We start from the raw sequence: 12,895 nt of genomic DNA on the forward strand, positions 1-12,895 counted from the left end.
ATATAAAAAAATGAAAAAATTATTATCAATTATAAGTTTATCTATACTATTATTTACCGCCTGTTCAAAGAATGACGAGGCTAAGCCTGATTTTAATGAATCGGAAAAAGCTGGTTTATCTATTCAGTTTGACAATATTGTTGGAGATAAGAACCTGGTATTAAATAACGGGACATATACCAATGCGTTAAAACAACAGTTCAATGTTTCTTTATTACAGTACTTTATAAGTAATATTAAACTGAAAACTACAGATGGACATGACTATACTGTTCCGCAAGACAGTAGTTATTTTTTAATCAACGAAGGTGATGCGGCGAGCCAGTTTGCGAAGGTAAAAGTGCCGGTTGCGGATTACCAGTCTTTAACTTTTACGATTGGTGTGGATAGCCTGCGTAGTACCATGGATGTAAGTAAGCGAACGGGTGTTTTAGATCCGGCGGGCGATCACAGTACAAGTGGTATGTACTGGTCCTGGAATAGCGGTTACATTTTTGTTAAGCTGGAAGGTTCTGCTCCGGATGCCGGCTCTGCCGACAAAAAGGTAAGATATCATATCGGTGGTTTTGGTGGCTACTCAGCACCAGGTATCAATAATATTAAAACCGTAACGATAGATTTAAGAACAGCAGGTATTGCTAAGGTTCGTAAAGATAGAAACAGCAATATCCATTTGTTTGCAGATATCATGAAAGTGTTTAACGGACCAACCAATGTTAGTTTTGCTACAAACCCTACGGTAATGTCGGGCAGTTTTAGTACGGTGGTCGCTAACAATTATGTAAACATGTTCTCCCACGACCATACCGAAAATTAATCCTCTGAATTATGAAAGCAAACCACTGGTATGTATTGCTGGCAATCGTACTGTTTACCGTTGGCTGTAGTAAGAATGAGGTCATAAAAGAAGAAATAGAAAGTTTCCTGGGGTTTAGAAAGCCTGGGAACTTTCCTGAACCAGAGTATAATTTTGCAGCTAATCCCGTTACAAAAGCTGGTTTTGAACTTGGAAGAGCATTGTTTTACGAACCAAGGTTCTCTCGCGATAATTCTATTTCTTGTGGATCATGCCATATACAGTCGGCAGCCTTTACACATCACGGACATGACGTAAGTCACGGGATAGAAGATCGTTTGGGAAAACGGAATTCTCCGCCGATTATGAATCTGGCCTGGAGAAAATCCTTTATGTGGGATGGCGGCGTATTTGATTTAGACCTACAGCCAATTGCACCGATTACCGCACATGAGGAGATGGACGAAACGCTGGATCGGGTACTCGCTAAATTGAAAGCTATGCCTAAATATACAGGATTGTTCAAAACCGCTTTTGGAACCGAAGAGATTACTACAGCAAGGACTATGAAGGCCATGTCGCAGTTTATGCTGATGTGTATTTCCAGTAATGCTAAATATGATAAGGTATTAAGGAAAGAAGATAATCAGGTGTTTACAGCTGAAGAGGAACAGGGATTTGTCTTATTTAAGCAGCATTGTACAAGCTGTCATACCGCTCCTTTGTTTACAGATGAATCCTTTCGTAACAATGGGATAGGTATCGGTTCTGTAGACGATCTGGGGCGGTATGAGATTACTGCTAATGATACTGATAGGTATAAATTTAAAGTTCCAAGTCTTAGAAACCTGAAGTATACAGCACCATATATGCACGATGGAAGGTTCTATTCTTTAAAGGGGGTTTTAGACCATTATGCATCAGAGGTGCAGCAATCACCGAATCTTGATCCCTTGCTTCAGCAGAATGGTAGGTTGGGAATTCAACTTTCAGAAGCTGATAAAAACTATTTGCTGGCTTTTCTGAATACATTAAATGATGAAATGTTTATTAAGGATAAATCCCTTTCTGAACAATAATAATTGAACAAATGATTAAAAAAATAACAGTCACATTCGTGCTGATCATAATTAGTTTAACCGTTACGCGGGCATGTGATATTTGTGGATGCGGAGTAGGAAGCTACTATCTTGGTATTTTACCTGAATACAACAAGCGTTTTTTAGGAATGCGTTACCAATATAAAAGTCTTCGTACACATTTGGGCCCACATGGAGAGCGGACGCCAATTACAGCCGATGAAACTTACCAGAGTGCTGAACTATGGGGTGGATGGAATATTGGCAGTAATTTTAGGTTACTAGCTTTTGTGCCCTATAACTTCAATGAACGTAAAAGCCAGACTGGTAACGGCAGTAAAAATGGTTTGGGTGATATTGCTGTAATGGGGTATTACAAGCTATTCGATACTAAAGGAACTCTTGGAGGGCGTTTGTTGGTGCAGTCGTTGTGGATTGGTGGCGGCATAAAAGTTCCAACAGGTAAATATGAACCAGCAGAAAGAACTGCTATCCAGGAATCACCGAATAATTTTCAGTTGGGTACTGCAAGTACAGATTTTACTGTTAATGCGGCCTATGATATTCGTTACAACGATCTTGGGCTAAATGCTAATGTAAACTATAAGATCAATACCGAAAATAAATACGATTATCGCTATGGCAATAAGTTTACCGGGAATTTGCTGGCTTATTATAAGATAAGGATTGCAAAAACCGTTACTGTGGCTCCTAATGCCGGTGTTTTATATGAAACTGCGCAAAAGGACGTAGAATCAGGTAGTCATGAAGTGGAAGTGTCCGGTGGATATTCGCTGTCGGCCGTGGCCGGAATTGAAGGTGGGACGAAGGGGTTGTCATTTGGCCTAAACTACCAGAATGTTCGTGCTCAGGATTTAGCGGGCGGACGCGCTAATGCAGGTAACCGATTAATGGTGCATATGTCCATACCATTTTAATTGATGATTTTAAAATTCAGGTATAATGGGGCACACTCTTAATACTCTATCCAACAAAAAGCCACCCTTTTTGTTGGAAGAAGCAGGAAGAATGTGCCTGTCATACCTGAATTTCATTATATTTTACAAGCAATCAGGCTGCTTTCTGCCTGTTGTAACTGCTGTTGCATTTCACTGATGGCAACATTGCTTTGTTTTTTCAGCTCGGGAATCAATTCCTGGTAATAAGCTATACCCTGCAATAATTGTTCTTTGAACTTAGTAAAGTATTTTGCTTTTTTAGTACTCAATTCATCCAATTGTAAAGCAATATCCTTCTTTAAATAATCTACATATAGGTTCAGTTCATTGATGAATAAGTTTGGTCGACTTACGGAATCCAGGAGATTCGTTTTTCCATAAATGTGCTGGATCATTTCTTTTAAGCTATATTTTCCAGAGAAATAAGCAAGGTTGGGCCCGGGACAAATGCTCACAGCTTTATTTTCCTTTGGTTTGAGCATCCCGTTTTTTAAGTAGGTCGACGCACATAATCCTTCACAAAGGCATATTTTCTCTGTGATTGTGTCAAATTGCTGCTTGTAGCTTGCTTCCGGAAGATTTTGCTTTTGAAGTTCCTTAATTTTTAGGTTCTGATATTCCCTGGATGCAGTACAAATGGGTAGTTCGGTAAATTCAGTATTTGTACAGAGGAATTTTTTAGTGCATGGGCTACCAGGTCTGCCTTTTTCGATTCGCTCCAATCGTTGTTTCTCTATACTGCTTTTCTTGAAGTTGTTAAAAAGCACGCCCAATGGTGATGAATTGCTAACGAAATAATCGGTACCGACAGCGTTCATTAGGTCCGTAAGTGTATCGTCATCTACATTCGTTGCTTCGGGTACTAATAAAAACGGACTACCCCAGCCAGCAGCGTCTAACTGATAGTAGTTGATCAGAAACTGGTGCTCTTCGGCTGTTCCAATTCCGCCTTGTGCAGTAATTCGCTGTAAAGGGGGAGTTGATACATAAATATCTTTTGTTGTTAAAGCCGCTGCATATATCTCGTAAAGTTCAACAGCGAGCGCATTGCGTTTTTCTTTAAACTCTTCAAGGATTGGCCCCAATAAAAAACCTTCAGTAGCAAAAGCATGTCCGCCACAATTTAATCCAGATTCAACTCTGAATTCGGATACCCATAATCCTTTTTTCGCCAGCATCTTCGCCTGAATCATTGCAGAACGGAAATCACTAACCTTTAGAATAATTGTTTTGTTTAATGTACCAGTAGGAGTAGGATAGAAATCGGTACATTTTTCCATGTAACCATACAGTCTTGGGTTTAAGCCAGCCGAAATTATTACAGATGATTTAAGATCGCTATTGGCAAACCCCCGCATGGCAGCAAGTGCGTCAGTATAGTCTTCGCCCAGGTATTCATTATTTGTGCTATAATTGGCTTTATCAACTTTCGACATGATGTTTACGTCAATGTTTCCAGGTTTTAGCTGTTTTTTTAGACTATCAAGTGCCAGTTCCTTTTCCTGACCGTCAGACATGAACTGTAGTTCGGTGTATTTCGCTTTCAGCGTAGATTGGTCTGGCAGGAGTTCAAAATACTTGTTTAAGGTAGTTTCTTGTTGAAGTAAACCTGCAAAATCTTCATTAACCAGTGTGTTCAATAGGTTTAAATAAGCTGTAATTCTTAGGGCACGGCTATCCGTTTCTTTTTTATCAATCAGTACATAGCTTTTATTGTTCTTTTCCGAATGGAATTTCCGCATACGTTCCGTTAGCTCGTCATCCACAATAGAAACAACAGAAGAGATGCCGTATTTTGCTACTTTTAAAGGGGTATCTATAGAATAGCCAAGGCCTAGTACTGGAATATGAAAGGTATGGTTCATGAAATTATGATAAGATTTAGATTGCAAAGAAGCGTACTATTTTTAGTTTAAAATATGACGGAAATCACTTTTAAAATTGACTCTGGCGATAAGTTGTTAATTGATAAAATGTATATATTTGTGAAAAGGAGCATATGGAGCAAGTCAGGTTACTAGAAGCGATTATTGAAACTGCCATTGATGGTATCATTACCATTGATAAAAGAGGTCATATAGAAAGTCTGAACCCTGCCGCACTTAAACTTTTTGGATATTCCCTTGATGAAGTAAAAGGAAACAATATCAAAATGTTAATGCCTGAACCGGATAAAAGTGGTCACGATGGGTATCTGGAAAGATACCAGACGACGGGGGAAAAACGTATTATTGGTAAGGGAAGAGAAGTTCGTGGCCTTAGAAAAGATGGAAGCACTTTTCCATTTCGACTTGCGGTAAGTGAAGTGCAATATGATGACCGTATCATTTACACCGGTTTTATCCATGATCTTTCGAAAGAAAAAGAAGCTGAAGAGCGCTTACGTGAATATGCCGCGGAATTGGAAGAATTGGTTGAAGAAAGAACCAAATCATTAAGAAAAACAGTAAGGGCATTGAGCGAAGCGAAAGAAGAGGTGAGTATATCCTTAGAAAAGGAGAAAGAACTGAACCAGATGAAAAGTCGTTTTGTATCTATGGCTTCTCATGAATTTAGAACACCTTTGAGCTCTGTGCAACTTTCCTCATCGTTGATAGAAAAATATGCGCAACCTTTTAACAATAAAAATATAACCAAACACGTTGGTAAGATTAAGAATGCTGTTGGCAATTTAACAACTATTTTGAATGACTTCTTGTCGCTTGAACGATTGGAGGCCGGAATGGTGGAGCCGGCTTTTCTCCCTTTTGATCTCGTTAGGTTATCAGAGGAGGTGACCGAAGAGATGCAAATGATTGCCAAACAGGAGCAACATATTATTTATCAGCACACCGGGTTGGAAAGTATGGTTAAGCTGGATCAAAATCTTATCCGTAATTGTATGATTAACCTGATCTCTAACTCTATTAAATACTCAGGTGAACATACCTTCATTGAGTTTAATACTGAGGTTACCAAGGAACAAATTATCATTACCATAAAGGATAATGGGATTGGTATTCCTGAAGTGGATCAGAAACACTTATTTCAGCCATTTTTTAGAGCCAATAATACCGGGAATATTCCTGGAACCGGTTTGGGATTAAATATTGTGATCCGTTATGCAACTTTGATGAACGGAACGCTACATTTTGAAAGCGTGATTAATAAAGAAACAACTTTTAAACTTTCTTTTAATAAATAGATGAAGAAGACAACTGTACTGATTATAGAGGATAACGAAGATATTAGAGAAAGTACTGCAGAAATATTGGAGCTAGCAAATTTTGACGTGATACAGGCGCATAATGGCAAGATAGGTGTTGAACTGGCTACAACACATTCCCCTGATCTGATTTTATGCGATATTATGATGCCCGAACTAGATGGTTATGGGGTGTTATATATGTTGAGTAAAAATCCTAAAACAGCTGTAATCCCTTTTATTTTCTTAACTGCAAAAGCAGAACGGATTGATATGCGAAAAGGGATGGAAATGGGGGCAGATGATTATCTGACTAAGCCATTTGATGATGTAGAGCTGCTGAATGCAATTGAAAGCCGTTTGAGTAAGAAAGATAAGAATGAACTGTTTTACAGTCAATCTATAGATAAATTAACGACTTTATTAGGCGGAACGTCTGGAATAAATACGCTGCAAAAAATGATTGCAGAGCGTAAGGTACGGAACGTTAAAAAAAGACAACTGATCTACTTTGACGGTGATGACGTTGCTGGAATTTATTTAATCATAACAGGTAAAGTTAAAACGATAAAGTTGAGCGAAGATGGACGTGAATTGCTTACTGGTATGTACGGGCCGGACGAGTATTTTGGAATTCCCGCATTTTTAAGTCAGGAACCTTATGCAGAAACTGCTGAGGCTTTAGAAGATTCTACTGTATGTTTGCTGCCAAAAGATATGGTAGATGAGTTATTGAATAAGTATCCTGATGTAACGCGTCAGTTCATGCAAATTCTTTCTAATAATTTACTGGATAAAGAAGAGCAATTATTGCAATTGGCCTATCATTCGGTAAGAAAACGTATGGCAGAGGTGCTGATCAGATTGTGTAAGCAGGAAAATCAGGATGAAATAATGAACCTGAAAATATCAAGGGACAACCTTGCCGCAATGGCGGGTATGGCTACTGAAACTGTGAGCCGTATTTTAAGTGACTTTAGAGATGAGGAAATTATAGAAAAGAAAGGTAGTCAGATTATCATACTTGATGAGTCGCGTCTTCAAAATATGAAAAACTGATGAAGATCACTTTTTTGACTGACTAGCCTCATTCTCTGTAAGGTGTGGTATTGGTAAATTTGATTATTAATAATCAATTTGCATGAAAGTAGTCGCTTACAGTATAAAGACATTTGAGAAAGAACCCCTGGCGATCGCCAATCATAAAAAGCATGAAATCACACTGATTTCGAATGTGCTAAGTGCCGATACTGTGAGTTACGCTACAGGAAAGGAAGCTGTAATTGTATTTGAAGATGATGACGTATCTGCTGATGTGATTCACAAACTCGCAGATATGGGTGTGAAGTATATTGCTACGCGTTCTATTTCTTCAGATCATATTGACCGTGAGGCTGCTACAGTGAGGTCAATTAGAATTGCGAGCGTTCCTTTACTAGCCTTAAGCGGACTTTCGGAATCCGAATTACCTATGGCCCTTGCTGAAGAGACTATTTTAAATCTGGACAAATGGCAACAAAATAGATGCCTGGGCTTAGCCTGTGTATGTTCCAGATCTTGTGACCAAGTAAACCACTCAACCGTAAATAACCACAACACTCATGAACACGAACACGTTGATTGAAAAGTATCATGTTGCTGCTCCCCGTTATACCAGTTATCCGACCGTTCCTTATTGGGACGAAGTGAATTTTAACACGGAAAAATGGAGCCAGGCAATTGCGAATGCATTTAAGTCGAGTAACAGTAAGGATGGTATCAGTGTTTACATTCACCTTCCATTTTGTGAAGACTTGTGTACTTATTGCGGATGTAATACAAGGATAACCAAGAATCATAAAGTTGAAGAACCATATATCAATGCTTTATTAAAAGAATGGGATTTATATCTCGGTCTTTTTAAGGAGAAACCTGTGTTGAGAGAACTTCATCTTGGGGGAGGTACACCTACATTTTTTAGTCCCCGAAATTTAGATACGCTAATCAGGGGGATATTGGCAAAAGCTACGTTGCATGAGGATGCAGAGTTTAGTTTCGAAGCACATCCAGGTAATACAACTGAAGCGCATCTTTTTACATTGAATAGGTTAGGTTTTAGGCGTTTAAGCCTGGGTATCCAGGATTTCGATCCGGTTGTTCAGTTGGCCATTAATAGGATGCAGTCGGTTGAACAGGTGGAGGCAATTACTGCATTAGCCCGTAAGACTGGCTACAATTCAATAAATTACGATTTAATTTACGGTTTGCCTAATCAAACTTTCGACGGCTTGTCTGATACTATATATGAAGTGCTAAGATTAAAACCAGATCGTATTGCTTTTTACAGTTACGCCCATGTACCATGGGTTAGGCCCGGACAGCGTCGCTACACAGAAGATGACCTACCTTCACCGGAATCTAAGCGTGAACTTTATGAGTTGGGTAGAAAGCTTTTAAAAGAAAATGGCTATGTAGAAATTGGCATGGATCATTTTACCCTGGTAACGGATAGTCTTTATAAAGCGGAAAAAGAGGGTAGGTTACATCGCAATTTTATGGGGTATACCCATCAGTATAGTGCTGTGATGGTGAGCCTCGGTGTTTCATCAATTAGCGATACCTGGACTGCCTTTGCACAGAATGTAAAGACGGTAGAGAATTATATGGAAATGGTTAATGCAGGTGAATTCCCTGTAGTCAAAGGACATATTCTGACGGAAACCGATTTATTGATCCGTAAGCATATTTTAAATATCATGTGCCAGGGACATACATCCTGGACGGTTTTTGAGTTGGAAAATGAATCTTTTGCAAGCGGAATAGAAAGAATGCGCTGGCTTGCCCAGGATGGTTTAATTATATTATCACCAAATGGTTTACAGGTAACCGGTTTTGGGAAACGATTTTTAAGAAATATCTGTATGAATTTGGATGCCCGTTTGTGGAATAAACAACCGGAAAAACAGCTGTTTAGCTTAGCAGACTAATCTGTACTTATATTCCCCCCGCAATTAATGCTCATTAATGGCGCTTATAGGCTGGTCTTTTGATCGGCCTGTTTGATTTTATACTCCATCAGCTGAGCAATGGATTTTGCTCTTATGATTGCTTTTTCAGCAACAGGTCCGGAGAATTTTTCATTTACAGTTGCTATCCAGATATTCATCCAACGCTCAAAATGTGATGGATAAAGTGGTACAGATTGATGTAACTCCAGGTGTTTTAACATGGGGTTGCCTTTATATGTAATGACATCGAAAAGAATAGTTTCCCAAAACGAAACCATTACAGGGATGTGGTTTTCCAATACGAAATTAGCCTCTTCAAATACAGGGCCGATAAGCGGATCCGCTAAAGCTGTTTTATAAAATGTTTCTACAAGATATAGTATATCTTGTTTATGCTGAATATCTTCCATCTTTTGTTTTAGTTACAGTTGCTTATACCTGTTGCAGCAGGACTTAAATAAGGTATGTCTAGCGTTAGTCCTCTTAATATAAACCAAAGGCCAATGCAAAGCATGAGGTAGGGGACTACGCGGTTAATCTTCTTCCGGAACATGGCGCCTGTAAATCCAATGCCAAGTGTAGCAATAAACATCAAAGGTAATGTTCCTAGTCCAAACCAGAACATATAGGTCACTGCATTTTGTATATTTTCTGTATTCAAGGCACCTGCAAGGGCCAGGTATACGAACCCACAGGGCAGGAATCCATTTATAAAGCCGATGATGAGGTGGTTGGCTTTGTGTTTTAAGGCATAGCCAAATATCTTGTTGAATGGTTTCAATATAAAGGAGGGGTTGTCATTTAAAAACTGAAGTTTAAATATGCGTGAGCAGGCAGCCATAACAATGAGTACGCCGCTTAATATGCTGACGCCTTGCTGAAAGCCGGCCAGCCAGATTTGTTTACCAATCAGGCCGATAAGAACACCTAAAGTGCAATAGGCTATAATCCTTCCAAACTGATAAATTAATTTGTCGGTAACAAGAAAAAACCAGCCTTTTTTAAAAGACGGAACTGCGAAAGCCAACGGTCCACACATGCCGACGCAATGTATGCTACCCAACAGTCCAATCATAAAGGCTAGTTTTTCTGTGTTCATGGTATCATTACCTCCTGTTCATTCAGATAAGCTTTTCCATCTGTTGTCCATGATATGATCAATCGCCATTGTCCTTTTTCTATTCCTTTCAATGGAATCTTTACGGTGTTAAGTGTATCTGTGCTTATTGTTAGTTTTTTGTCTAACCGTTTGTCTGCATTCCTAACTAGCTTAACATCGCCTTCTGCTTTATCTTTAAATTTAAGAGAAATGTTGCCGTCAACAATCTGGATTATTGGTGCAGCATTATCTGCGTTGACTTGTTCCTTTCGGTTATAGTCTTTATCGTAGTCCAATCCTTTTTCGTAATAATCCGTGTCCACCAGCGCATCTGTTTTACTTTTCATCATCAATACTGCCAGAACGATGATAAAACTCATAAAACAAAGCATTCCAATCATTAGTTTTACTCCCCAGTTCATATTTTATTCATTAGGTGGTCCTATAAATGTAGTCTCAAAATGGTCTGCCACTTTACCATTGGCCATTAACTTAAACTTTATGGTTGTTTTATATTTTTTTATTTCCTTTTGTGGAAGAATTACAAAGAAAGTGAGTTTAGCTACCCCTCCATAAGCAATGCTATCTTGTTTTTGGATGTATTGTATTTTCGCGGCAGGATCATCTGCTATTATTTCGAATTTAATACTACTGTTCGTTTTATTGATTAATTCTGCATTGTATAAATTGCTAACTTCTTTTTCTTTATCTCTTAATTGGTAAAGTGTACCTCCAGCTCTCAATATAGTAGTTTTTACATCACTTCTTGTAATCAGAAGGTAAGAAAGTACAGTTATCAGAACTCCCAGCACAGCAGCATAGGCATATACGCGTTTATTAATCTGGAAGGCTTTTTTGTTCTTGATTTCGTCTTCAGATTTAAAACCAATAAGCCGGGTAGGGCGGTCTATTTTTTCCATCACCATATCACATGCATCAATACATGCTGTACAGTTCACACATTCCATTTGCGTACCATTGCGGATGTCGATGCCTGTAGGGCAAACATCAACGCATAACTTACAATCAATGCAATCTCCAGCCTGGTTTTCTACACCTTTTACACGTTTAGCCCTTGGCTCCCCGCGCTCATAGTCGTATGCCACAATGATGCTCTGGTTATCGAGTAAGACGCCTTGTAATCGACCGTAAGGACAGACAACTGTACATACCAGTTCGCGCATTCTGGAGAACACGAGGTAAAACACCAGTGTAAAAACAGAGATGGATATAAATCCGGAAAGATGTTGTGAAACTGGTTCTGTGATGATTTTTACAAGTTGTGCAGTACCGATGATGTAAGCCAGAAAAATATTAGCTATAAAGAAAGATAGAAAAAGGTAGATCCCATGTTTTAAGCCTTTTTTGAAGATTTTGTTTGCTGTAAGTGGTCCCTCATCAAGCTTTTTACGCTTGATCTGATCGCCCTCTATCCATATTTCAATTTTACGGAATACCATTTCAAGGAAAATCGTCTGAGGGCAGGCCCATCCGCAGAATACCCGTCCAAATACAACCGTAAACAGTACAATAAATACCATAAAGGTGAGTAGGGCAAGTACAAAGAGATAGAAGTCCTGCGGCCAGAAAATGATTCCAAAGAAAACGAACTTCCTTTCTAAAACGTTCAGCAAAACCAGCTGTTCGCCATTTATTTTTATAAACGGTGCGGCAAATAACAGTGCCAGGAAGAAGTAGCTCACTGCAGAGCGGTATTTATAGAGTTTTCCTTTTACTACACGCGGATAAATCCATTTACGGCTTTTTCCGTCATCTGTTAAAGTTGAAATCTGATTTCTGAAGTGAGCTGGACTTTGTGACATATTATTCTTTTTGACCTTGAGGCGCTTTCGCACCTGCAGGATTAGATCCTTTTAATGACAGGATATAGCTGGTGATATCGGCAATTTGTTTTCCATTCATCTGTTTTTCCCAGGCAACCATTCCTTTGTCAGGAACACCGTACTTAATGGTTTTAAAGATGTCTTTCGCCGTGCCGCCATGTAAATGGTATTCGTCTGTAAGGTTCGGACCAACGCCGCCTTCAGCATGTTCACCGTGACATGGTGTACAAACATTTTTAAATAAGACTGCACCTGCTTTTATGGTCGCTTCGTCTGTTGAAGCCTCCACATTGTTCTCATTGATTTTATTTGCACCGCCAGCCCCAGGTTTCTGTAGCATGGCAATTCTTTCATCTTCTGCCTGCTGTAATTCTGCTACATATTCCTGTTCCTGTGATTTACCCCATCCGATGACGTGGTAATTCACCATATAGCCGATAGCGAAGAGAATGGTGCCATAAAAAAGAACCATGAACCAGGCGGGAGTAGGGTTGTCTAACTCAGCAATGCCGTCGAACTCATGCTCCATAACCAGGTCTTTCTCTTCTGATAATGGTCTAAGTCCCAATAACCAGTTCCATAGTGTCTTTTTCTCTGGCTTTTTGGCTTCAAGTTTTTGCTGTTCAAGTTCATATTTTTCCTTTTCCTCAGCGGAAGCGAAATAGGTAGGATGCAAACTTTGCTGAACATAGATTTTGATCACTCTCAAAACCAGTATTGCGGATATGAGTATGGCTACTGCTATAAACAGTAAGGCCCAGATTAATATATCGTTCATTTTACATCATCTTTTAAAGGGAGTTCGCTCATATATTTTACTTCCTCTTTTTTCATGGTCAATAATAGTATGGCCACCACAATAAAAAAGAGCAGGAATATTCCCAGTGAGGTAATCAGGTATCCCTGATTACCGCTGGTTTGATCTAAAAATTGTTTAAACATGGTGT

General features: G+C 39.1%; 14 protein-coding genes. 7 read left to right on the forward strand and 7 right to left on the reverse strand.

Annotation, left to right across the window (positions count from 1 at the left end):
• Nucleotides 1-10: 10 nt before the first annotated feature.
• The 3 genes from R2Q84_RS23170 to R2Q84_RS23180 are packed head-to-tail and all read left to right on the forward strand — an operon-like array spanning nt 11 to nt 2,813.
• Complete coding sequence (locus tag R2Q84_RS23170) at nt 11-817, forward strand: MbnP family protein (protein WP_316818986.1); 807 nt, start codon at nt 11-13, stop codon at nt 815-817.
• A gap of 11 nt (nt 818-828) precedes the next feature.
• Complete coding sequence (locus R2Q84_RS23175; RefSeq protein ID WP_316818987.1) at nt 829-1,875, forward strand: cytochrome-c peroxidase; 1,047 nt, start codon at nt 829-831, stop codon at nt 1,873-1,875.
• 11 nt (nt 1,876-1,886) lie between these two features.
• Nucleotides 1,887-2,813, forward strand: a complete 927-nt coding sequence (locus R2Q84_RS23180) for a transporter (protein WP_316818988.1) — start codon at nt 1,887-1,889, stop codon at nt 2,811-2,813.
• Nucleotides 2,814-2,929: 116 nt separating this feature from the next.
• Here the strand turns inward: R2Q84_RS23180 and R2Q84_RS23185 are convergent, their stop codons facing one another.
• A complete protein-coding gene (locus tag R2Q84_RS23185) occupies nt 2,930-4,699 on the reverse strand; it encodes a hypothetical protein (protein ID WP_316818989.1) in 1,770 nt (589 codons plus the stop codon).
• 134 nt (nt 4,700-4,833) lie between these two features.
• Between R2Q84_RS23185 and R2Q84_RS23190 the strand changes: the two genes are divergently transcribed.
• The 4 genes from R2Q84_RS23190 (at nt 4,834) to hemN (ending at nt 8,984) form a co-directional block, all read left to right on the forward strand.
• On the forward strand, nt 4,834-6,018 hold the full coding sequence (locus tag R2Q84_RS23190) for a PAS domain-containing sensor histidine kinase (RefSeq protein WP_316818990.1): 1,185 nt from the start codon (nt 4,834-4,836) through the stop codon (nt 6,016-6,018).
• Nucleotides 6,019-7,077 (forward strand): response regulator, encoded by a 1,059-nt coding sequence (locus tag R2Q84_RS23195; RefSeq protein WP_316818991.1) that lies wholly within the window; start codon nt 6,019-6,021, stop codon nt 7,075-7,077.
• A gap of 82 nt (nt 7,078-7,159) precedes the next feature.
• Nucleotides 7,160-7,642 carry a lactate dehydrogenase gene (locus R2Q84_RS23200; RefSeq protein ID WP_316818992.1) on the forward strand — a complete coding sequence of 161 codons (483 nt, stop codon included), beginning with the start codon at nt 7,160-7,162 and terminating at the stop codon, nt 7,640-7,642.
• A complete protein-coding gene (hemN, locus tag R2Q84_RS23205; RefSeq protein ID WP_316818993.1) occupies nt 7,620-8,984 on the forward strand; it encodes an oxygen-independent coproporphyrinogen III oxidase in 1,365 nt (454 codons plus the stop codon). Before R2Q84_RS23200 ends, hemN begins: the two co-directional genes overlap by 23 nt.
• 44 nt (nt 8,985-9,028) lie before the next feature.
• Here the strand turns inward: hemN and R2Q84_RS23210 are convergent, their stop codons facing one another.
• Genes R2Q84_RS23210 through R2Q84_RS23235 form a run of 6 tightly spaced genes read right to left on the reverse strand, consistent with a single transcriptional unit; the run spans nt 9,029 to nt 12,890 of the window.
• Nucleotides 9,029-9,415: a group III truncated hemoglobin gene (locus R2Q84_RS23210; RefSeq protein ID WP_316818994.1), complete on the reverse strand. Its 387-nt coding sequence runs from the start codon at nt 9,413-9,415 to the stop codon at nt 9,029-9,031.
• Between the two features lie 8 nt (nt 9,416-9,423).
• Nucleotides 9,424-10,080, reverse strand: coding sequence for a sulfite exporter TauE/SafE family protein (locus R2Q84_RS23215; protein WP_316818995.1), 657 nt, complete (start codon nt 10,078-10,080; stop codon nt 9,424-9,426).
• Between the two features lie 20 nt (nt 10,081-10,100).
• A complete protein-coding gene (locus R2Q84_RS23220) occupies nt 10,101-10,526 on the reverse strand; it encodes a FixH family protein (protein ID WP_316818996.1) in 426 nt (141 codons plus the stop codon).
• A gap of 3 nt (nt 10,527-10,529) precedes the next feature.
• Nucleotides 10,530-11,927 carry a cytochrome c oxidase accessory protein CcoG gene (ccoG, locus tag R2Q84_RS23225; RefSeq protein ID WP_316818997.1) on the reverse strand — a complete coding sequence of 466 codons (1,398 nt, stop codon included), beginning with the start codon at nt 11,925-11,927 and terminating at the stop codon, nt 10,530-10,532.
• 1 nt (nt 11,928) lies between these two features.
• Nucleotides 11,929-12,726 carry a cbb3-type cytochrome c oxidase N-terminal domain-containing protein gene (locus tag R2Q84_RS23230; RefSeq protein WP_316818998.1) on the reverse strand — a complete coding sequence of 266 codons (798 nt, stop codon included), beginning with the start codon at nt 12,724-12,726 and terminating at the stop codon, nt 11,929-11,931.
• Complete coding sequence (locus R2Q84_RS23235) at nt 12,723-12,890, reverse strand: hypothetical protein (protein ID WP_316818999.1); 168 nt, start codon at nt 12,888-12,890, stop codon at nt 12,723-12,725. The genes R2Q84_RS23230 and R2Q84_RS23235 overlap by 4 nt, the downstream gene beginning before the upstream one ends.
• Nucleotides 12,891-12,895: the final 5 nt, after the last annotated feature.

Origin of the sequence: Pedobacter nyackensis, assembly GCF_032678475.1 — a bacterium.
Lineage (GTDB): Bacteria > Bacteroidota > Bacteroidia > Sphingobacteriales > Sphingobacteriaceae > Pedobacter > Pedobacter nyackensis_A.